Annotated in this window: 18 protein-coding genes; 5 read left to right on the top strand and 13 right to left on the bottom strand. The window is 67.7% G+C overall.

What is annotated here, in order from left to right; translation table 11 throughout:
- Positions 1-77: 77 nt before the first annotated feature.
- Positions 78-560, top strand: a complete 483-nt coding sequence (locus RI032_RS02295; RefSeq protein WP_322547795.1) for a GFA family protein — start codon at positions 78-80, stop codon at positions 558-560.
- 155 nt (positions 561-715) lie between these two features.
- Complete coding sequence (gene rlmB / locus RI032_RS02290) at positions 716-1,459, top strand: 23S rRNA (guanosine(2251)-2'-O)-methyltransferase RlmB (protein WP_005408775.1); 744 nt, start codon at positions 716-718, stop codon at positions 1,457-1,459.
- A 144-nt stretch (positions 1,460-1,603) separates the two neighbouring features.
- On the opposite strand, the gene RI032_RS02285 is transcribed toward rlmB, so the two are convergent.
- Genes RI032_RS02285 through RI032_RS02275 form a run of 3 tightly spaced genes read right to left on the bottom strand, consistent with a single transcriptional unit; the run spans position 1,604 to position 6,236 of the window.
- Complete coding sequence (locus tag RI032_RS02285) at positions 1,604-3,043, bottom strand: TolC family protein (RefSeq protein WP_322547794.1); 1,440 nt, start codon at positions 3,041-3,043, stop codon at positions 1,604-1,606.
- On the bottom strand, positions 3,040-4,998 hold the full coding sequence (locus tag RI032_RS02280) for a MacB family efflux pump subunit (RefSeq protein WP_010486241.1): 1,959 nt from the start codon (positions 4,996-4,998) through the stop codon (positions 3,040-3,042). The genes RI032_RS02285 and RI032_RS02280 overlap by 4 nt, the downstream gene beginning before the upstream one ends.
- The gene (locus RI032_RS02275; RefSeq protein WP_322547793.1) at positions 4,995-6,236 is read right to left on the bottom strand and encodes an efflux RND transporter periplasmic adaptor subunit; all 1,242 of its coding nucleotides are present in this window, start codon (positions 6,234-6,236) and stop codon (positions 4,995-4,997) included. The genes RI032_RS02280 and RI032_RS02275 overlap by 4 nt, the downstream gene beginning before the upstream one ends.
- Before the next feature lie 204 nt (positions 6,237-6,440).
- Between RI032_RS02275 and RI032_RS02270 the strand changes: the two genes are divergently transcribed.
- The 3 genes from RI032_RS02270 (at position 6,441) to RI032_RS02260 (ending at position 11,789) form a co-directional block, all read left to right on the top strand.
- On the top strand, positions 6,441-7,169 hold the full coding sequence (locus tag RI032_RS02270) for a response regulator (RefSeq protein WP_005408779.1): 729 nt from the start codon (positions 6,441-6,443) through the stop codon (positions 7,167-7,169).
- Positions 7,170-7,175: 6 nt separating this feature from the next.
- A complete protein-coding gene (locus tag RI032_RS02265) occupies positions 7,176-8,585 on the top strand; it encodes an ATP-binding protein (RefSeq protein WP_010486233.1) in 1,410 nt (469 codons plus the stop codon).
- A 177-nt stretch (positions 8,586-8,762) separates the two neighbouring features.
- The gene (locus RI032_RS02260) at positions 8,763-11,789 is read left to right on the top strand and encodes a two-component regulator propeller domain-containing protein (RefSeq protein ID WP_322547792.1); all 3,027 of its coding nucleotides are present in this window, start codon (positions 8,763-8,765) and stop codon (positions 11,787-11,789) included.
- Between the two features lie 125 nt (positions 11,790-11,914).
- On the opposite strand, the gene rnt is transcribed toward RI032_RS02260, so the two are convergent.
- The 10 genes from rnt to pstS all read right to left on the bottom strand — a co-directional run bounded on the left by rnt (position 11,915) and on the right by pstS (position 20,095).
- Positions 11,915-12,499, bottom strand: coding sequence for a ribonuclease T (rnt, locus tag RI032_RS02255; RefSeq protein WP_005408782.1), 585 nt, complete (start codon positions 12,497-12,499; stop codon positions 11,915-11,917).
- Between the two features lie 186 nt (positions 12,500-12,685).
- Positions 12,686-13,207, bottom strand: coding sequence for an HvfX family Cu-binding RiPP maturation protein (locus RI032_RS02250; RefSeq protein ID WP_312250476.1), 522 nt, complete (start codon positions 13,205-13,207; stop codon positions 12,686-12,688).
- Between the two features lie 25 nt (positions 13,208-13,232).
- Positions 13,233-13,988 (bottom strand): HvfC family RiPP maturation protein, encoded by a 756-nt coding sequence (locus tag RI032_RS02245; protein WP_322547791.1) that lies wholly within the window; start codon positions 13,986-13,988, stop codon positions 13,233-13,235.
- A complete protein-coding gene (locus RI032_RS02240; protein WP_322547790.1) occupies positions 13,981-14,856 on the bottom strand; it encodes an HvfB family MNIO-type RiPP peptide maturase in 876 nt (291 codons plus the stop codon). Before RI032_RS02240 ends, RI032_RS02245 begins: the two co-directional genes overlap by 8 nt.
- Positions 14,843-15,199 (bottom strand): hypothetical protein, encoded by a 357-nt coding sequence (locus tag RI032_RS02235; RefSeq protein WP_010486221.1) that lies wholly within the window; start codon positions 15,197-15,199, stop codon positions 14,843-14,845. Before RI032_RS02235 ends, RI032_RS02240 begins: the two co-directional genes overlap by 14 nt.
- Before the next feature lie 259 nt (positions 15,200-15,458).
- Positions 15,459-16,166, bottom strand: a complete 708-nt coding sequence (gene phoU, locus RI032_RS02230; RefSeq protein ID WP_008265615.1) for a phosphate signaling complex protein PhoU — start codon at positions 16,164-16,166, stop codon at positions 15,459-15,461.
- A gap of 76 nt (positions 16,167-16,242) precedes the next feature.
- Entirely contained in the window at positions 16,243-17,073 is an 831-nt protein-coding gene (gene pstB / locus RI032_RS02225) for a phosphate ABC transporter ATP-binding protein PstB (RefSeq protein WP_005408788.1), read from the bottom strand.
- A 19-nt stretch (positions 17,074-17,092) separates the two neighbouring features.
- On the bottom strand, positions 17,093-17,956 hold the full coding sequence (gene pstA, locus RI032_RS02220; RefSeq protein WP_197657408.1) for a phosphate ABC transporter permease PstA: 864 nt from the start codon (positions 17,954-17,956) through the stop codon (positions 17,093-17,095).
- A complete protein-coding gene (pstC, locus tag RI032_RS02215; RefSeq protein WP_008267250.1) occupies positions 17,956-18,924 on the bottom strand; it encodes a phosphate ABC transporter permease subunit PstC in 969 nt (322 codons plus the stop codon). Before pstC ends, pstA begins: the two co-directional genes overlap by 1 nt.
- An 82-nt stretch (positions 18,925-19,006) precedes the next feature.
- Positions 19,007-20,095 carry a phosphate ABC transporter substrate-binding protein PstS gene (pstS, locus tag RI032_RS02210; protein ID WP_228355184.1) on the bottom strand — a complete coding sequence of 363 codons (1,089 nt, stop codon included), beginning with the start codon at positions 20,093-20,095 and terminating at the stop codon, positions 19,007-19,009.
- Between the last annotated feature and the right edge of the window lie 66 nt (positions 20,096-20,161).

Here is a 20,161-nt window from a genome sequence, read left to right as displayed (position 1 = left end):
GTGCCAGCCGTTGGTTGGCACATCCCTCACCCGGTAGGTGCCAACCTTGGTTGGCACGACGTTACGGAGGACCGCAGATGCAGGGCCAACCCGAGTACAGCGGCGGCTGCCAGTGCGGCGCGATCCGCTTCCAGGCGCGTGGCGCGCTCACCGACAGCTCGATCTGCCATTGCCGGATGTGCCAGAAGGCCTTCGGTGCCTACTACGCGCCGCTGGTGTCGGTGCGCGGCGTGCAGTTCAGCTGGACCCGCGGCCAGCCGCGCTATTTCCAGTCGTCCAACGTGGTGCGGCGGGGCTTCTGCGCCGACTGCGGTACGCCGCTGACCTACGAGGCGCCGGACGGCGTGGCGGTGGCGGCCGGTGCCTTTGACGAACCCGAGCGCCTGCCGCCGACGATCCAGTACGGGGTCGAGCGCAAGCTGCCGTTCGTCGATACGTCGGCCAGCCTGCCGGCCCGTCGTACCGAGGAAGACATCGCCGCGCTGGATTTCCTGGCCACGATCGTGTCCCACCAGCATCCCGACCACGACACCCCACACTGGCCGCCGCGCAGCCGGTAACGCACCTGTAGAGCCGAGCCCACGCTCGGCTGGCGGGTCGCCGCAGCCTGAACCCAAGGCCGCCGGGTGCAGGCTCGGCTCTACAGGCGGGCCCGCCGCAGCGCCCGGCCCGCCGATGCTCTACCATAGCCACCCCCTTTCCGGTCCCCGCCCGCATGAGCAAGAACAGCCAGTGGATTGTCGGCGTCAACGCCGTCGCCTCCTCCATCGAGAACGACGCCGAGAACGTCCGCGAAGTGCTGGTCGAGGCCGGTGCGAAGAACCCGCGCCTGACCGAGATCGAGGAAAACGCCCGCCGCAAGGGCATCGACGTGCGCAAGGTGAACAGCCAGGCGCTGGATGGCGTGGGTGGTTCGGTGCGCCACCAGGGCGTGGCCGCGCGCTATGCCGCCGCTCGTACCTACAGCGAGAACGAGCTGGAAGGCCTGGTCACTGCAGCCGAAGGCAAGGCCCTGCTGCTGGTGCTGGACGAGGTGCAGGACCCGCACAACCTCGGCGCCTGCCTGCGCTCGGCCGCTGCGGCCGGCGCGACTGCAGTAATCATCCCCAAGGACAAGTCGGCCACGGTGAACGCGACCGTGCGCAAGACCTCGGCCGGTGCCGCCGATTTGATCCCGGTAGTGGCGGTGACCAACCTGTCGCGCTGCCTGAAGGACCTGCAGAAGCAGGGCGTGTGGATCTATGGTCTGGCCGGCGAAGCCACCGCTTCGCTGTACCAGCTGGACCTGAAGGGCAACATCGCCCTGGTGCTGGGTGGCGAGGCCGATGGCCTGCGCCGCCTGACCCGCGAGAACTGCGATGGCCTGGTCAAGATTCCGATGCCGGGCGAGATCGAGAGCCTGAACGTCTCCGTCGCCGCCGGCGTCAGCCTGTTCGAGGCCGTGCGCCAGCGCGGTTGATCTGTAGAGCCGAGCCCACGCTCGGCTATCGCATACCCGATCAAGAAGGCAGCCGAGCATGGGCTCGGCTCTACAGAAGTAGCGTGTCGACCAAGGTCGACACCTGCCGGTAGTCGCCAACCTTGGTTGGCGGCTCTTGCCGCCTCAGCCCGCGCTGCCGCCCAGCGCCTTGAACAGGGTCACGTCGTTGTTCAGCTGGCTCTGGCGCACGCGCGCCAACGACAGCTCGGCATCACGCCGGGTCTGCTGCGCTTCCAGCCAGGTGCGCAGGTCGGTGGCACCCACGCGGTAGCGCACTTCCTGCGCGCGCTCCACTTCCACCGCTTCGTCATACGAAGCCTGCGAGGCCGCCACCTGGCGCGCCAGCTGCTCGCGTGCCGACAGTGCGTTGTCCACTTCCGAGAGCGCGGTGTACAGCGTCTTGCGGAAATTGGTCGCGGCGATCTGGTAGCCGGTGCCGGCGATGTCGGTATCCAGCTGCGCGCGCTGCAGATTGAGGAACGGCAATGACAGGCCCGCACCCAGGGTGGCCACCGGGTTGCGCAGCACATCACCCAGCGAGGTCGCACTGGAACCGAGGCTGCCGGTCAGGCTCAGCGCCGGGTAGTACTGGGTGGCGGTCACCTTGATGGTCTTCAGGCTGTTGCGCAGGCGCAGTTCGGCTGCGCGCAGATCGGGACGGCGGCCGAGCAGGTCGGTCGGCAGGCCTTCGTTGATCCCGGGGCTGCGTGCGGCCAGCAGGTCCTGCGGCTCGTCCTGCTGTGGCCACGGCGTGCCGTCCAGCAGCACGGTCAGCGCATTGCGCACTTCCACCCGCTGCTGTTCCAGCGCGCTCTGCGAGGAGCGCTGCGACTGCAGGTTCTGCAGTGCCTGGCGTACTTCCAGGCGCGATACCGCACCGGCGTCGAAGCGAGCCTGGACCAGTTCGCGGGTACGTTCCAGCCGCTCCAGGTTGGCCTGGCCGGTGGCGATCGACTGGTTGAGATAGGCCAGGTTCCAGTACTGGGTGATGGTGTCGCCGATCACCAGCAGCGCGGTGTTCTGCCGGTCTTCCTCGCTGGCCTCGGCTTCCCAGCGGGCGATGTCGCGCTGGGTGCGCAGGCGGCCCCACAGATCGACCTCCCAGCCCAGCGAAACGCCGGTGGAATAGCTGCGGCGCCAGTCATCAGCCTGGTCGGTGGCGCGGCTGGCGCTGCCACTGACCCCGGAGGACGAAGGCTGCGGCCACAGCGCGTTGCTGGTCAGGCCAGCCTGCAGGCGCGAACGCTGCACGGCCAGGCCGGCGGCGGCCAGATCGCTGTTGGCGGCCAGCGCCTGCGCCACCAGGCGGTCCAGTCGTTCATCGCCGAAGCCGGTCCACCAGGTGTCCTGGCGGATGTCGCGGCCGGGTGTATCCAGGCTGCTGCGCGGGTCGTCGGCGGGTGCATTGAGGGTGGCGTCGCCACGCCCGTAGCTGGCCGCCACGTCGGGGGCCTGCACCGGGTAGCGGCCCACCGATGCACAGCCTGAGAAGGCGAGCAGAACAGCGCCCACCAGCAGCAGGCGCGAGGGAGCAGGGAAGGGCAGTCGGGTCATCATCTTCATTCGCGGGCCAGGGCCTCCACCGGGTCGAGCTGCGCGGCATTGCGCGCGGGCAGGAAGCCGAACGCCACGCCGATCAGGGTCGAGCAGGCGAAGGCGGCGACAATCGAGGCGGTGGAGAACAGCACCTGGAAGTCGCTGGCGAAGCGGCCGATCATCGAGCCCAGCAGCAGGGCCAGGCCGATGCCGAGCACGCCGCCGAGCAGGCACACCAGCACCGCTTCGATCAGGAACTGTTGGCGGATATCACTCTGCCGCGCACCCACGGCCATGCGCACGCCGATCTCACGCGTACGCTCGGTGACCGACACCAGCATGATGTTCATCACGCCGATGCCACCGACCAGCAGCGCGATGGCGGCGATCGCGCCGATCAGCAGCGTCATCGTGCGCGTGGTCTGTTCGATGGTCTGGCGGATCTCGGCGCTGTTGCTGAGGAAGAAATCCTCGGTGCCATGGCGCATCGTCAGCAAGCGGGTGATCGCTTCCTGTGCCGCATCCATCGGCGTGTCGTCGTCCACGCGCACGGTGATGCTGGAGACGTGGCTCTGGCCGAGCATGCGCGACATCACCGTGGTGTACGGCACCCACACGCTGAGGCTGGTGCTGCCGCCGAAACCGAAACTCTGGCGCTTGGCCACGCCGACCACGCGTGCTGGCACGTTGCCGAGCAGGATCACCTGGCCGACCGGGTCGACATCGGGGAAGAACTGGGTCTGGGTGTTCTCGTCGATCACCGCCACCTGGCCGAGGCCCTTCACTGCATCACTGTCGAAGAAGCTGCCACTGAGCAGGGTCACGCCCTTGACCCGGAAGAACTGTTCACCGACGCCGCTGACCTGGGCGGTGGACGACTGGTTGCGGTAACGCGCGGTGACCGAGGTCGACACGCTGGGCGTGGCGCTGTCCACGTAGCTCTGCTTTGCCAGTGCATCGGCATCGCTGGCCTTGAGCGTCTGTACCCGCGCCGACCGCATGTCGCCGAATCCACGGCCTGGATAGACGTCGATGGTGTTGGTGCCGAGCGCGCTGATGTTCTGCAGGATCTGCTGCTGCGAGCCATTGCCCAGCGCCACCACCGAGACCACCGAGGCGATGCCGATGATGATGCCGAGCATGGTCAGGAAGGTGCGCAGCCGATGCGCGTTCATCGCCAGCAGTGCCATGCGGAACGCTTCGGTGAAGCGGTCGCGGGCCGCCCGCCAGCTGTTGCCGCGGGCGACGCCGGTGCTGGCCTCGCGCTGCGCACGGTAGGTCGGTGCATTCGGGTTGGCGCGGTCGGCGATGATCTCGCCGTCGCGGATCTCGATGATGCGCTGTGCGTGTTCGGCCACGCTCATGTCGTGGGTGACGATGATGATGGTGTGGCCTTCGGCGTGTAGCTCGCCGAGGATCGCCATCACTTCCTCGCCGGATTTCGTGTCGAGCGCGCCGGTGGGTTCGTCGGCCAGGATCACCTCGCCGCCGTTCATCAGGGCACGTGCGATCGACACGCGCTGCTGTTGGCCACCGGACAGCTGCCCCGGCTTGTGGTGCATGCGGTCGCTCAGGCCCAGCCGTTGCAGCAGCTGCTCGGCCCGTGCGTTGCGCACTGCGCCGGGGCTGCCGGCATACACCGCCGGTACTTCCACGTTGCCACGCGCGTCCAGGTCGCCCAGCAGGTGATAGCGCTGGAAGATGAAACCGAAATGTTCGCGGCGCAGTTCGGCCAGCTCGTCCGGTTCCATCTTCCCGGTTTCGCGGCCGGCCACCTGGTAGCTGCCACGGGTGGGGCGATCGAGGCAGCCGAGGATGTTCATCAGCGTCGACTTGCCCGAGCCGGACTGGCCGACGATGGCCACCATCTCACCGGCGTGGATGTCCAGGTTGACGTCGCGCAGCACGGCGATCACATCGTCGCCGGCCGGGAATTCGCGTCGCAGGTCGCGCAGGCGCAGCAGCGGCGCCGTCGTGCTCATCGGCGCCCCATGCCCGGGCCGCCGACCCGCATCTGCATGCCGCCGCGGTTGCCGCCGCCGGTGCTGGCACCGGCCGCACCGGCTTCGCCGACCACCACGCGCTCGCCTTCCTTCAGCCCGGACAGGATCTCGGCCGAGGCGCCGTTGTTGATGCCCACGCTGACCTTGCGCGGCTGCGGCTGGCCCTTGTCGTCCAGCACCCGCACCATGCGCTCGTCGCCACGGCGCTTCGGCCCCAGTGCCACCGCCGGCACCATCAGCACATTCTTGGCCTGCTTGAGCAGCACGGAGACCTGGGCGGTCATGTCGATGCGCAGCGTGCCGTCCGGGTTCTCCACATCGAACAGCGCGTTGTAGTAGACCGCGCTGCTGGAACTGGAGCTGGACGAACTGCTGGAGCTGGACGAATTCTCGTTGGCGATCGAGGCCGGTGCCGGATTGATCTGGCGCAGGGTGGCGTGGTACTTGCGGTCCGGGTCGCCCAGCGTGGTGAAGTACACCGGCATGCCGGCCTTGATCTTGACCACGTCGGCCTCGGAGATCTCGGCGTTGACGGTGACCACGTCCAGCCGCGCCAGCATGACGATGGTCGGCGCGGTCTGGTTGGCGTTCACGGTGCGGCCTTCCTCGGCCACCACCGCCACCACGGTGCCGTCCATCGGCGCGGTGATGCGGGTGTAGGCCAGGTTGGCACGGGCGGTGCCCAGCTCGGTTTCGCGGCCCTTGATCTGTGCCTCGTAGGACTGCAGCTGGGCGCGGGCGGTCTTCAGCTGTGCCTCGGCGGCATCGTATTCCTGGCGCGAGGTGGCTTCGGCGGCCAGCATCTGCTGCTGGCGCGCGAACTCCAGTTCGGCCTGGCGCAGGGTAGCCTGCTGCACGGCGCGCTGGGCGGTGACCTGGTCCAGCGAGGCCTGCGCGTTGAGCACCTGGTTCTGCTGGGTGGTGGCGTCGATCTCGGCGATCAGGTCGCCTTCCTTCACCGTGTCGCCCAGCTGCACCTTCAGCGACTTGATCTGGCCCGAGGCCTGGGCACCCACGCTGACCAGCTTGTAGGCGTCGATCACACCGGTGGCCTCCACCGTCTGCTCGATGTCGCCGCGGCTGACCGGGGTGGTCGCTACGGCCGGGGCGGCGGGCTTGCGCAGCAGCCACCAGGCGGCTGCGGCGACGGCAAGGGCAAGCAGGGCGATCAGTATCAGGCGACCCCGGCGGGTCGCGGGCAGCAGGCGGAACGTCACGTCGTGGCTTCACTCTCGGGGCCGCGGCGGCGGCGTTGGTGGGCATTGTGAAGACCGGGCGATGGGCGGCTCAATCCTCGGGGTATGTCTCTATGTAACACTGTCGGTGAATACGCGTAACCACAGGTATCCCGCCCACGGGTGGATACACTGGTACGCATTGCCCCGGATGCGGTTCAGCTGCCGACACGGGATGATCGCGACATGGAGACTGAAAACACGATGCACCGACTGCTGATCGTCGACGACGACAACGACATCCGCACCCTGCTGGCCGAACAGCTCGGCCGTGCCGGCTACCAGGTGAGCACGGCTGCCGACGGCACCGCCATGCGCCAGTTGCTGGACCGCGAGCACGTGGACCTGATCGTGCTCGACCTCAACCTGCCGCGTGAGGATGGCCTGACCCTGTGCCGCGACCTGCGCGCACGCTCGAACACGCCGGTGATCATGCTGACCGCACGCGCCGAGCCGATCGATCGCGTGCTGGGCCTGGAAATGGGCGCCGACGACTATCTGGCCAAGCCGTTCGAACCGCGCGAGCTGCTGGCGCGCATCCGCAACGTGCTGCGCCGGACCGAGGCGCTGCCAGCCAACCTGGAGCCGCTGGCGGTGCGCCGTGCGCGCTTCTCGCGGTGGGTGTTCGATCTGGAGCATCGCCACCTGGTGGACCCGGACGATCGCGTGGTGGTGCTGTCCGGCGCCGAGTTCCGCCTGCTGCGGGTGTTCATCGCCCATGCCAACAAGGTGCTGTCGCGCGAGCAGCTGGTCGCGCTCAGCAGTGGCCGCAACTACGAGGCACAGGATCGCGCGATCGACCTGCAGGTCAGCCGCCTGCGCAACAAGCTGGGCGACGATGGTGGCCCGGACGGGCTGATCAAGACCGTACGCAACGAAGGCTATGTACTGGCCTCCTCGGTGAACCTGGAATAAGCCGCGATGAAGCGCCTGCGCCATTTCCTGTCCTCGATGGTCGGGCGGTTGTTCGTGATCCTGCTGCTGGGCATGAGCGTGGCCGCGATCGGCGCGACCATGCTGGCCACCTCCAAGCGCCAGCAGGAGTTCGAGCGGCAGAACCTGAACCGCATCGCCGACCGCCTGCAGGGCTACGTCAACCTGCTCGACGGCAATCCCGAGCTGCGTGAGCGCCTGCTCGAAATCGGTGGGCCGAGCGTCCGCGCGCTGCAACCCGGCGCGCGCCTGGGGCGGGCCGACACGGCGTTGATGGAAGTGCTGGATGACCGGCCCGGCCCGGTCGCTCGCGCGCATGTGCACTTCGCTTCGTTCCGCTCCTGCATTCCCAAGCTGCAGGACCTGTTGCCGCCGCCGCCGCCCGGGCATCGCAAGCACCCGCGCGAGCGTGATCCGGCATTCATCCCGCCCAAGTGCCGTGCGGTCGACGTGACCCTCAACGACGGCACGTTGCTGAAGCTGGCGCTGGATTCGCCGGCGGTGGCGCACAACGGCATCCTCGCCGTTGATCCGTGGTTCCTGACGCTGCTGGTGCTGGCGATCGCGGTGCTGGCCTACATCGTCGCGCGCATCGCCAGCGCGCCGTTGCAGGAGCTGGCGGCCGCCGCCGAAGACTTGGGCGACGACCTGCAGCGCGATCCCCTGCCGCTGCGCGGGCCGCGCGAGGTGCAGCGTGCTGCCGAAGCCTTCAATGCCATGCAGCATCGCCTGCAGCGGCACCTGGCTGAGCGCACGCAGATGCTGGCGGCGATCACCCATGACCTGCAGACCCCGCTGACCCGCCTGCGCCTGCGCCTGGAGAACGTCAGCGACGAGGTACTGCGCGAGCGCCTGATCGGCGATCTGGCCGCGATGCAGGCGTTGGTGCGCGAAGGCCTGGAGCTGGCGCGCAGCGCTGAGAGCGCCGAGCAGCGTGCCGCACTGGACCTGGATTCGCTGCTGGAGAGCATCGTTGAAGACACCGCCGAGGGCGGCGGTGATGTCGTCTTCGAAGGGGGCAGCGGTGCGGTGTTGATGTTGCGTCCGCTGGCCATGCACCGCCTGTTTTCCAACCTGGTGGACAACGCGGTGATGTACGCCTACCGGGTGAGGGTACGGGTCGAGCGCAGTGGCGGCGCGATCACCGTGGTGGTGGCCGACGACGGCCCCGGCCTGGCCGAAGATCAACTGGAAGCCGTGTTCGACCCGTTCGTGCGGGTGGAGACCTCGCGTTCGCGCGAAACCGGCGGCGCCGGTCTGGGCTTGACCATCGCCCGCGCTCTGGCCGAGAAGGATGGCGCGAGGCTGTGGCTGCGGAACCGCGCCGAAGGCGGGCTGGAGGCGGTAGTGCAGTGGCCGGCCAGTGCACAGGTAACGCCGCCGGGGCGCGCGGGCTGAGTCTTCGCGGCTGGCGATGGTGACGCCGTGGGCCGGGTTTGGCCTATCATCTGCGCATCTTCCCAGTTTCCCCCCGATGAGCCAGCCCGTTCCCGCCGGCATGCCGTTCAGCGCTGCCTGGCAGTTCCCGCATGCTGCCAGGCCTGGCAGCCCTGCCTGGCCGCCGCCGCTGCACTGATGGCCGGACAGGGGGACATCGGGCGCTGGGCGGAGCGCTGCGGATCAGGTATCGGTCGATGGCTGCGACAGGGCCTGCTGTGGCTGCTGCTGGCCCTGTCACTGCCGGTGGCTGCGCAGGAGGGGGCACCGCCGCTGCGCGATTACGCCATCGATGTATGGACGTCGCGCAACGGCCTGCCACACAACTCGCTGCGCGACATCGCGCAGACCCCCGAAGGCCACCTGTGGTTCGCCACCTGGGAAGGCCTGGTGCGATACAACGGCCTCGATTTCACCGTGTTCGACCGCAGCACCCGCCCGGGCCTGCGCGACAACGGCATCGGTGCGCTGTTCGTCGACCGTCAGGGCGGGCTGTGGATCAGTGATTCGCGCGGCAACGTCAGCCACCGCGGTAACGATGGCCAGTGGCGGGTCTGGGAGCACCAGGCCGATACCCCGCAGGTACTGATCCAGTCCATGCAGATGGACAGCCAGGGCCGCCTGTGGCTGCTCTATGAAGGCAAGGGCATCGGCTATCTGACGCCGGATACCGGCATCGTCTACGAGGCGCCAGCCGCCGACCTGCCGATGGCGATGAGCTTCACCAAGCTGGTGGTCGATGCGCAGGACCGGGTCTGGGCCGGCACGTTGGATGGGCTGGTGCTGCGCGACAACGACGGCGTGCTCAAGCGGGCGCCCGCGGCGTGGGGGCTGGGCGCCGGCAGCGGCCTGTCGTGGCCGTACCGCGCTCCGGACGGCGCGCTGTGGATCGTCGCCGGCGAGCGCCTGTACCGCGTGGAAGATGATCAGCTGGTGCTGATGCACCGCCTGCCGGGCCAGCTGCACCTGACCTCGATGCTGCAGGATCGCCATGGAGATTTGTGGCTGGGCACCGAGAACCAGGGCCTGCTACGGATCTCCTCGCATGGACTGGAGCGGCTGCCGGCGGGCCTGAACCTGCCGGGTGGACGCGTGGTCAGCCTGCGCGAGGATGCCGAGGGCAGCATCTGGGTCGGTGCCAACGGCGGCCTGTACCGCCTGCGCGAAACGCTGTTCAGCAGCTACACCGAGCGCGATGGCCTCAGTGGTGATTATGTGCGCACCGTGTTCGAGGACCGCGACCGCCAGCTGTGGGTCGGCAGTGCCAGCGGCCTCGATCTGCAGACCGCCGATGGCCGCTTCCGTGCGATGCCGCTGCACAACCGCGGCGGCAAGGCACCTTCGGTGCTCAGCCTGGCGCAGGGCCCGGACGGTGACCTGTGGGTCGGAACGTTCGGCGATGGCGTCTACCGTCTTGGTCGTGACGGCCGGCTGCGGCACAACTATGCCGCCGCCGATGGCATGCCGGGTGGCAACATCCGCGCGATCAGCGTGGACCCGCAGGGTGTGGTCTGGGCCGGCACGCAGAAGGGCGTGGTCCGCATCGACGGTGACCGTGTGCAGGTATCGAACGTCCCGGGCATGCCCTGCGGCCTGATCACCGCACTTGAGCACGATCATCAGGGCAACCTGTGGATCGGCACCATCGAGGGAATCCGCGTGCTGCGCGGCGACCACGTGCAGTCGATCGACCTGGCGCCGCTGGGCGGTGGCCGCAGCGTGTTCGGCTTCCATCAGTTGGGCGACGCGATGTGGATCAGCAGCGACCGCGGCCTGTACCGCTGGCGGAACGGCACGCTGGCGCGGGTGGGGCTGGAGCAGGGCATGCCGGTAGATGCGGTGTTCCAGCTGGTGCCGGATCGCCTTGGCAATGTGTGGATCAGCAGCAACCGCGGTGTACTGCGCACCGACATGGCCACCCTCAACGCCGTGGCCGATGGCCGCGCACCCCGGGTGATGGTGGAGCGCTACAACGAGATCGACGGCATGGCCAATGCGCAGGCCAACGGCAGCTCCGGACCCTCGGCGATCCTGCGCCAGGACGGCACGTTCTGGGTGGTCACCGCCGGAGGCCTGAGCACCGTTGACCCGCAACGCCTGCAGCGCTTCCGCGAGCGCCTTTCACCGCCGGCAGCGATTGAAAGCGTGCAGGTGGATGGCGCACCGGTGCATTGGGAAGGCCCGGACCGCAACTACATTCCCGGCGGCCGTCGCTTGACGGTGAGCTATGTCGGCCTGAGCTACCTGATGTCGGACCGGATCCGCTACCGCACGCGGCTGGATGGCCTGGATGCGGGGTGGGTCGAACGCGGCCCGCAGCGCAGCGTGGAGTTCGTCGGCCTGCCGCCGGGCGATTACACTCTGCACGTGGCCGCGGCCCATCCGAGTGGCAGCTGGGGCCAGCAGGAAGCGGTATGGAGCTTCACCGTGGAGCCGTTCTGGTGGCAGCGACGCAGCGTGCAGGGGTTGGGTGGACTGTTGCTGCTGGCCGGGCTGGTGGCGCTGTACCGCCTGCTGCTGCAGCAGCTGAAGGCCAGCAACCTGCGCCTGGCGCGGCGGGTGGACGAGGCCACCTTCGACCTGCAGGCGAAGACCGTGCACCTGCAGGCGCTGAACCAGGAAAAGACCGAACTGGCCGAGCGCCTGGCACGCCAGGCCGAGGCCTTCGAACGGCAGGCCCGCGAAGATGCGCTGACCGGCCTGGCCAACCGCCGTGCCTTCGATGAAACGCTGGCCCGCGACTTTGCGCGTTCGCAGCGCAGTGGTCATCCGCTGTGCCTGGTGGTGCTGGATATCGACCACTTCAAGGACGTCAACGACCGCCACAGCCACAGCATCGGCGATGCCGTGCTGGTGCAGGTGGCGCGGCTGATCGCCGCCGCCAGCCGCGACTCGGACCTGCCCGCGCGGACTGGTGGCGAAGAGTTCGCGCTGCTGCTCAACGACACCCGCCTGGAGGAAGCCGCACAGCTGTGCGCACGCCTGCGCGGCCTGTTCCATGACCACCCCGACTGGGCCGGTGTGGACGGCCTGCGCGTGACCTTCAGTGCGGGGCTGGTGGAGCTGGACGCCGACGACCGCACCCCGGCGCTGCTGTACCAGCGCGCAGACCGCGCGCTGTACCGCGCCAAGAGCGACGGCCGCGACCGCACGAGCATCGGTTGATCACATCCACGCGTGGCGTGGACATGCCTCTATCGATCGGTAGAGTCGAGCCATGCTCGACTACAGCGCGACAGCGCAGAAAAAGGCGCAGCCGAGCATGGCTCGGCTCTACAGAAAGCGCTGCCTTAGCGTGGCCAGGCGTTGGCGATGGTGCAGAACAACCGCGCGGTCTGCTCGGTGTCATACACCGCGCTGTGCGCCTCATTGGCATCCCACCCCAGCCCGGCGGCCGTGGCCGCACGTGCCAGCACGGTCTGCCCGTAGGCGATGCCGGCCAGGGTCACTGTGTCGAACACGCTGAACGGATGGAACGGATTGCGCTTGTGACCGGTCCGGGCCACCGCCGCATTGACGAAACCGAGATCGAAATGGGCGTTGTGGCCGACCAGGATCGCGCGCTGGCAGCCGTATTTCTTCATCGCCGCACGCACCGGGGTGAAGATGTGGTCCAGCGCGGCCTTCTCTTCCTTGGCCAGCCGGAACGGGTGGTCGAGGATGATGCCGGTCACTTCCAGCGACTTCGGGTCGATCTCCAGGCCTTCGGCCGGCACCACGTGGGCGCTGGCGGTCTGGCCGGGGTAGAGCAGGCCGTTCTCGTCCATCTCGATCGGCACCGCAGCGATCTCCAGCAGCGCATTGCGCTGGCTGTCGAAGCCGCCGGTTTCCACGTCCACCACCACCGGCAGGAAGCCGCGGAAGCGTTGTGACATCGCGCGCTGCGCCTGGGGTACTGCGGAATCGGGAGCGGCGGCAGGTGCGGGGGAGGGGGCAGTCATGCGTGAATTCTAGCAGAGCGACCCTGAGCGCCCGGCCACGCAGCCCATGCCAGCCACCGTGGTGGCACCCGGTAGGTGCCAACCTTGGTTGGCACACGACGCGCCTACCAGGGTCGGTATCTACCGAACCGCTGGCCGCGCAGGTGTGGCCGAGGGAGACCACCGCGCCAACCACGCATCCACGCTCAGCCTGCCGGCGCCAGTGAAGATCAGCGGCAGCAGCATCGCCATGAACAGCACCGGCAGCTTGAAGTTGCCGAAGCCCTGGTCAGTGATCGCGTAGCCCATGGCGAGGTCAGACAGCGAGTTCCACTCCATCGGCCAATGCACCGCATAGGTGGCCACAACGGTCAGCACCAGCAGGCTGGCCGCGGCAAACCGGGTGCCGAAGCCAACCAGCAGGCAGGCCGCGCCGATCAGTTCGAACCAGGTGGCCAGTTGCCAGTTCAGGGTGGCCGGCAGCTGGTCGAACGGGAACGGGAAGGCATCCTGCAGGTCGGCGAACCAGTTCTGGCCGTGCAGTTTTTCGCGGCCGGATTCGAAGTATTCCCAGGCCAGCAGCAGGCGCAGGCCGAGCGGGGCCAACCAGGGGGCGAGACGGTCCAGCTGGCCACGCGCGGTGGCCAGGGTCGGGAGGTTCATCGGCGGTTCTCCGGGGAAAGGGGCGTCAGCCTGGGACTGCGAGCGGGCCGATCACGCCGGCCTGCAGGAACTGCTGCAGCAGCGCGGCACCGGGTCCGGCCAGCGCGTCCTCGGCCAGGCCGTGCGTGGCGGCCAGGTGCCGCAGGTAGCCATGGCCATCGAGGCCGGGATGTTCCCCGATGCTGGACAGCAGGTACACCGCCAGCGGGCTGAGTACGGCAAAGCGCACCTCGCCATCGGCCTCGCGACGAACCAGCAGGCCGGTCGGTTCGGCTGGCGGTTGTGACGGTGCGTCCTCGGCACCGAGCCGGTGCACGGGCCACTGATACAGCAGTGGCCATGCCAGCGGCGAGCGCTGCAGCGGAACCCGCAGTGGGTCGATGTCACCCGGCGCAGGCAGAGGCTCGGCAGGAAGCTGGTACAGCGCGGTTTCCACCCACTCGTAATGAGCAAGTTCGGCCAACGCCGGATGCGGCAGCTGTGGCTGGGCTTGCAGCCACTGCACGAATTCGGCGGCCAGTTCGGTGAACAGCGGCGTCTGGCAGCGATGGGTCGCGAAGTACTGGCGCACCAGTCCGCTCCAGGCCGGTTCACCGAGCAGGCGCACGCAGACCGGGAAACCGTTGCTCAACAGGCCGAGCAGGTTGTTGAACAGCAGCCGTTGGTACACCGCCACCCGGCGTGGCTCCAGACCGGCCGGTGCGGGCACCGCCTGTGGATCGCGCAGGTGGGCGGTGAACGCGTGTTGCTGAGAGCGCAGGGTGTCGGCGGAATCAGCCATGTGCAGCCCCGGCGTGCGCGGCCTGCAGGCGGCGGATGGTCTGCAGTTCGCCCTGCAATTCCGCATAGGGCGGGAAATTGAAATCGCGTTCGAGCAGGGTGGGGCGCGGGCCGATGCGTGCGTAGGTGCGTGCCAGCAGCTCCCAGACCGGATCGATCACTGCGCTGCCATGGGTATCGATCTTCAGGTCGGGTGCCTCGTCCAGGTGCCCGGCCACGTGCAGGCAGACGATGCGCTGTGCAGGCAGGCCGGCGATGAAGGCATCGGCGTCGTAACCATGGTTGCAGGCGTTGACATAGACGTTGTTGACGTCCAGCAGCAGGTCGCAGTCGGCCTCGGCGAGCACGGCCTTGGTGAAGGCCAGTTCGTCCATTGCCGGCTCCGGTGCCAGGTAGTAGGACACGTTTTCCACCGCGATGCGGCGACCCAGCAGGTCCTGCACGCGGGCGATGCGTGCGGCGGTATGGCGCACCGCTTCGTCGGTGAACGGAATTGGCAGCAGGTCGTACAGGTGGCCGTCGTCGCTGCAGTAGCTCAGATGTTCGCTGTACAGCGGCACGCGGTGCATTTCCAGGAATTGGCCGACCTGTTCGAGCAGCTGCGTATCCAACGGCGCACTGCCGCCCAGTGACAACGACAGACCGTGGCAGCTCAACGGATGGCGCTGCGCCAGCTCGGCCAGCGCATCCCCAGCGGGACCACCGACATGGATCCAGTTCTCCGGCGCGCATTCGAGAAAATCGAAATCGCCCGCCGGTGCATCGCGCAGATCCTGCAGCAGCGCCCTGCGCAGCCCCAACCCGGCGGCCGCCGCATGAAGCGGCGGCCGCAGGTGGACGGCGCTGGCGCGGACGTCAGTGCTTGGCACCGCACTTGCCTTCGCCGCACTTGCCCTCGGCCGATTTCTTGTCGCCGGTCTTGGCCTTGGCGCCTGCCGCAGCACCGGCGGCCTTGCCCTTGTCGGCACCGCACTTGCCTTCGGCACTCTTGCCGTCGGCACCACATTTGCCTTCGGCGTGCTTGGTCGCGTCGGCGGCCATCCTGGTATCTGCTGCCTTGGCATCGGTGCTGGCCTTGGCTGCCTGGCCGGCCACCAGATAGCCCTGGGCCAGGTCGCTCATGCTCAGCGCCGAGGCACTGGCGGTCATGCCCAGGCCGGCGGCCAGGGCGGTAGCAGTCAGCAGGGACAGGGTCTTGTTGGAACTGCTCATCGGTCGTGCTCCTGGGTGGTGTGGGCGGGTGCCCGGGTGGCCGGCAGGGATGCCGGTGGAAACGATGGTGCAGCGATCCTACTCAACGAATCCTCGCCAAGACCTCAAATTTTCGTGAGGTTTGTTACAGAAGCATCCGGAAGGTTCGCACCGGGCAGGCCCGGCGCCCACAACGCGGGTGGAACGCCCAGAAACAAGAAGGCCGCTGTCACGAGGACAGCGGCCACCTTGGAGTCGACTCCGGTGTTGCAGTGCAGCGTCAGGGCTGGCCGGTGCTGGAGGTTTCGTCGCGCTTCTCGCGCGGCGGCAGCGGCTGCTCGCCGTGCACCAGGAACCACACGTTCTCGGCGATGTTGGTGGCGTGGTCACCCACGCGCTCCAGGTTCTTGGCCATGAACAACAGGTGCGTGCACGGGGTGATGTTGCGTGGGTCTTCCATCATGTAGGTCAGCAGCTCGCGGAACAGCGCGGTGTACTGCGCGTCCAGGCGGGCATCGTCCTCGCGCAGTGCCAGTGCGGCGTCGGCGTCGTTGTCGCGGTAGGCGGCAATGGCGCGGCGCACCTGCTGCGCGGCCAGGCGGCCCAGTGCGCGCAGGCCCTGGATCTGCGGCAGCGGCGGCACCTTGCCCAGTGCGATCGAGCGCTTGGCGACGTTGGCCGCATAGTCGCCGATGCGTTCGATGTCGGCGGGGATGCGCAGGCCGGCGAGGATCTCGCGCAGGTCACGCGCCATCGGGCCACGCAGCGCCAGGCGCATCACGTCGTGGCTGATCTGCTGCTCAAGCGCATCGATCGCTTCGTCGTTGGCGATGATGCGATGGGCGGCGTTCTCGTCGCGCTTCTCGATCACGTCCATCGCCGCTTCGAGCTGGGCGACGGCCATCTCGCCCATGCGCACGATTTCGGCCACCAGGCGCTGCTGCTCTTCGTCGTAGCTCTTGACGATGTGGTCGTTGGGAAGATTCATGGTTGTTCCACTCTGTAGAGTCGAGCCATGCTCGACTGCCGTTGTCTGTAGAGCCGAGCCACGCTCGACTGCCGTTTCAGCCGAAGCGACCGGTGATGTAGTCCTCGGTCTGCCGCTGCGACGGCTGCGAGAAGATCACTTCGGTGCGGTCGTGCTCGATCAGGTCGCCCAGGTACATGAAGGCGGTGTAGTCGGACACGCGCGCGGCCTGCTGCATGTTGTGGGTGACGATCACGATCGTGTACTCGTGCTTGAGCTCTTCCACCAGCTGCTCGATGCGGCTGGTCGAGATCGGATCCAGCGCCGAGGTCGGCTCGTCCAGCAGCAGCACCGACGGGCGCAGGGCCACGGCACGGGCGATGCACAGACGCTGCTGCTGGCCACCGGACAGGCCCAGCGCGCTCTGCCCCAGCTTGTCCTTCACTTCGTCCCACAGCGCGCCCTGGCGCAGCGCCTGCTCGACACGGTCGGCCATGTCGGCCTTGCTCAGCTTCTCGTGGTGGCGGATGCCGTAGGCCACGTTCTCGAAGATGGTCATCGGGAACGGCACCGGCTTCTGGAACACCATGCCGACCTTGCTGCGCAGGCGGTTCATCGGGTACTTCGGCGACAGGATGTTCTCGCCGTCCAGCAGTACTTCACCGCGCGCTTCCAGCTTCGGGTACAGCGCGTAGATGCGGTTGAAGATGCGCAGCAGGGTCGACTTGCCGCAACCGGAGGGACCGATCAGCGCGGTTACGCGCTTTTCCGGAATCTCCAGGTTGATGCCCTTCAGGGCGTGGAACTTGTCGTAGTAGAAGTCCAGGCCACGCGCAGCCAGCTTCACCGGCGACGGCGTGTGCAGGCTCTCGTGCGAGGACGGCACGGCGATGCGCTGCATCGGCACGGCGTTGGAAAGGTCGTTCATGGCGTTATCCACGGAAAGGTCAGTCATGGGAGATACGGTTGCGCAGCAGGATGCCGCGGGCGGCAAGGCTGACCAGCAACACGAAGACAGTCAGCACCAGGGCACCGGCCCAGGCCAGCACCTGCCAGGATTCATACGGGCTGCCGGCGAACTGGTTCATCACCACCGGCACCGAGGCCATCGGCTGGAAGATGTTGTTGTTCCAGTACTGGTTGCCGAAGGCGGTGAACAGCAGCGGCGCGGTCTCGCCGGAAATGCGGGCCAGCGCCAGCAGGATGCCGGTGATGATGCCGGCCGATGCACTGCGGTACAGCACCTGCACGATCACCTTCCACTGCGGGATACCCAGCGACAGGGCCGCCTCACGCATCTGCGAGGGCACCAGGCGCAGCATCTCGTCGGTGGTACGCACCACCACCGGCAGCACGATGAAGGCCAGTGACAGGGCACCGGCGAACGCCGAGAAGTTGCCGCCGGTCTGCATCACGTACAGGGTGTAGACGAACAGGCCGAGCACGATCGATGGCGCCGACAGCAGGATGTCGTTGACGAAGCGGACCACGGTGCCGGCCTTGCGGGCGTTGCCGTACTCGGCCAGCCAGGTGCCGGCCAGCACGCCCAGCGGGGTGCCGATGCCGATCGCCAGCGCGCACATCACCGCGCTGCCGAAGAAGGCGTTGGCGAGGCCGCCTTCCTGCATCGGCGGCGGCGTCATCCTGGTGAACAGATCCCAGTTGATGCCAGCCATGCCCTTGGAGGCCAGGGTGAACAGGATCCAGCCCAGGAAGAACAGGCCGAACAGGGCGGTGGCGCAGGAGGCAGTGATCGCAACGACGTTGCCGATGCGACGGCGCAGGTACAGCGAATCAGCGGTGGTGGACATCAGTTGCCCTCCTTGCGGGACAGGCGCATCAGCATCAGTCGGGCAATGGCCAGCACCACGAAGGTGACGATGAAGAGGACGAAGCCGAGCAGCAGCAGGGCCGAGCGGTAGGTTTCAGTGGCTTCGCCGAAATCGTTGGCGATCAGCGCGGCGATGGTGGTGCCCGGTTCCAGCAGCGACGGCGACAGGCGCACGCTGTTGCCGATCACGAAGGCCACCGCCATCGTCTCGCCCAGGGCGCGGCCGAGGCCGAGGAAGATGCCGCCGATCACCGCCGAGCGGGTGTAGGGCAGGACGATGTCCCAGCTCACTTCCCACTTGGTGGAACCCAGCGCGTAGGCCGATTCCTTCAGGCGGGTCGGCACGGTCAGGAACACTTCGCGCATCACCGAGGAGATGAACGGAATGACCATGATGGCCAGCACGAAACCGGCGGTAAGCATGCCGATGCCCAGCGGCGGGCCCTGGAACATCGGGCCGATGATCGGCCATTCGCCCAGGGTTTCGTTGAGGAACGGGGTGACGTACTCGGTCATCACCGGCACCAGTACGAACAGGCCCCACATGCCGTAGATGATCGAGGGGATGCCGGCCAGCAGTTCGATGGCGGTACCGACCGGGCCGCGCAGCCAGCGCGGCGCGACTTCGGTGAGGAAGAAGGCGATGCCGAAGCTGACCGGCACGGCGATGACCATCGCGATGAGCGCGGTGACCAGGGTGCCGTAGATCGGGGCGAGGGCACCGAACTTGTTTTCAACCGGATTCCAGTCGGCGGAGAAGAAGAAGCTCAGGCCCTGCATCTGCAGGGCGTGACGGCCGCCCCACAGCATCGACAGCGCGGCGCAGGCCAGGGCGATCAGGACGAAGATGACGGTGCCGACCAGCACCCATCGGAACAGTTTGTCGTTGCGGGCATCACGCGCATCACGCGTGGACGGGGCGGCTACAGGCTGGGCGATGGCATTCATGGGGACGGCAGGGCCAGGAAGGGGCGGGGCGGCACGGCGTGGAAGAGGCGGTGCCCGCGCGGGGCGGGCACCGTCGTGTCCATCACTTCAGGTCGGTCGCCCAGTAGGCCTCGATCTGCTTGACCAGTTCGGCCGGCAGCGGCACGTAGTGCAGCTCGTTGGCCTGGGTCTGGCCGTTCTCGAAGGCCCACTTGAAGAAGGCCAGGGTGTCCTGGTTGCGCTTGGCATCCTTCGGCGTCTTCTGCATCAGCATGAAGTTGGTGGCGGTGATCGGCCACGCCTGCTCGCCCGGGGCGTTGGTGATGACCAGGTTGAAGTCCTTGGCGCTGGCCCAGTCGGCGCTGGCGGCCGCAGCGGCGAAGGTTTCCGCGCTGGGCTCGACCCAGTTTCCGGCCGCGTTCTGCATGGCGGTGTACGGCATGCCGTTCTGCAGCGCGTAGGCCAGTTCGACGTAGCCGATCGAGCCCTTGATCTGCTTCACGTAGGAAGCAACGCCTTCGTTGCCCTTGCCACCGACGCCGTCCGGCCACTGCACCGAGGTGCCCTCGCCAACCTTGCTCTTCCACTCCGGGCTGACCTTGGACAGGTAGTTGGAGAAGTTGAAGGTGGTACCCGAACCGTCCGAACGGTGGACCAGGGTGATCTTGCCGTCCGGCAGCTTCACGCCCGGGTTGGCGGCGACGATGGCCGGGTCGTTCCAGGTCTTGACCTTGCCCAGGAAGATGTCGGCAAGCAGGGCGCCGCTCAGGCGCAGCTTGCCGGCTTCCAGGCCTTCGATGTTGACCACCGGCACCACGCCGCCGATGGCGGACGGGAACTGCGCCAGGCCGGCCTGGGCCAGCTCTTCGCTGCTCAGCGGCTTGTCGGAGGAACCGAAGTCGACGGTGCCGGCCTTGATCTGGGCGATACCGCCGCCCGAGCCGATCGACTGGTAGTTGATCTTGGCACCGGTGCTGGCGTTGTAGTCAGCCGACCACTTGGAGACCAGCGGGAAGATGAAGGATGCGCCGGCACCGGACACTTCGGCGGTCACCTTGGCACCGGCAGCGGCCGGGGCCGCGGCACCGTCGGCAGCCGGCTGCTGCGCGGCCTGCTTGTCGCCACCGCAGGCCGACAGGCCCAGGGCGATGGCCAGGGAAAGGGCGGCAAGGCCGGCCGAGTGCAGTTTCATGGTCACTCCATAGCGGGGTAGAGCCGACGGTGTCGGCGGATGCGGCTATGAAATGATGTTTTTGTT

The sequence above is a fragment of the Stenotrophomonas geniculata genome (assembly GCF_034508895.1).
GTDB classification, from domain to species: domain Bacteria; phylum Pseudomonadota; class Gammaproteobacteria; order Xanthomonadales; family Xanthomonadaceae; genus Stenotrophomonas; species Stenotrophomonas geniculata.
Note: the sequence above shows the minus strand (reverse complement) of the source record. Positions and strands in the feature narration are given on the sequence as shown.

What these genes read in the sequence shown, in the direction of transcription:
- RI032_RS02295 (WP_322547795.1), top strand. Translation starts at nt 78, where the DNA reads ATGCAGGGCCAACCCGAGTACAGCGGCGGCTGCCAGTGCGGCGCGATC.
- rlmB (WP_005408775.1), top strand. Translation starts at nt 716, where the DNA reads ATGAGCAAGAACAGCCAGTGGATTGTCGGCGTCAACGCCGTCGCCTCC.
- RI032_RS02285 (WP_322547794.1), bottom strand. Translation starts at nt 3,043, where the DNA reads ATGAAGATGATGACCCGACTGCCCTTCCCTGCTCCCTCGCGCCTGCTG.
- RI032_RS02280 (WP_010486241.1), bottom strand. Translation starts at nt 4,998, where the DNA reads ATGAGCACGACGGCGCCGCTGCTGCGCCTGCGCGACCTGCGACGCGAA.
- RI032_RS02270 (WP_005408779.1), top strand. Translation starts at nt 6,441, where the DNA reads ATGGAGACTGAAAACACGATGCACCGACTGCTGATCGTCGACGACGAC.
- RI032_RS02265 (WP_010486233.1), top strand. Translation starts at nt 7,176, where the DNA reads ATGAAGCGCCTGCGCCATTTCCTGTCCTCGATGGTCGGGCGGTTGTTC.
- RI032_RS02260 (WP_322547792.1), top strand. Translation starts at nt 8,763, where the DNA reads ATGGCCGGACAGGGGGACATCGGGCGCTGGGCGGAGCGCTGCGGATCA.
- rnt (WP_005408782.1), bottom strand. Translation starts at nt 12,499, where the DNA reads ATGTCACAACGCTTCCGCGGCTTCCTGCCGGTGGTGGTGGACGTGGAA.
- RI032_RS02250 (WP_312250476.1), bottom strand. Translation starts at nt 13,207, where the DNA reads ATGAACCTCCCGACCCTGGCCACCGCGCGTGGCCAGCTGGACCGTCTC.
- RI032_RS02245 (WP_322547791.1), bottom strand. Translation starts at nt 13,988, where the DNA reads ATGGCTGATTCCGCCGACACCCTGCGCTCTCAGCAACACGCGTTCACC.
- RI032_RS02235 (WP_010486221.1), bottom strand. Translation starts at nt 15,199, where the DNA reads ATGAGCAGTTCCAACAAGACCCTGTCCCTGCTGACTGCTACCGCCCTG.
- phoU (WP_008265615.1), bottom strand. Translation starts at nt 16,166, where the DNA reads ATGAATCTTCCCAACGACCACATCGTCAAGAGCTACGACGAAGAGCAG.
- pstB (WP_005408788.1), bottom strand. Translation starts at nt 17,073, where the DNA reads ATGAACGACCTTTCCAACGCCGTGCCGATGCAGCGCATCGCCGTGCCG.
- pstA (WP_197657408.1), bottom strand. Translation starts at nt 17,956, where the DNA reads ATGTCCACCACCGCTGATTCGCTGTACCTGCGCCGTCGCATCGGCAAC.
- pstC (WP_008267250.1), bottom strand. Translation starts at nt 18,924, where the DNA reads ATGAATGCCATCGCCCAGCCTGTAGCCGCCCCGTCCACGCGTGATGCG.
- pstS (WP_228355184.1), bottom strand. Translation starts at nt 20,095, where the DNA reads ATGAAACTGCACTCGGCCGGCCTTGCCGCCCTTTCCCTGGCCATCGCC.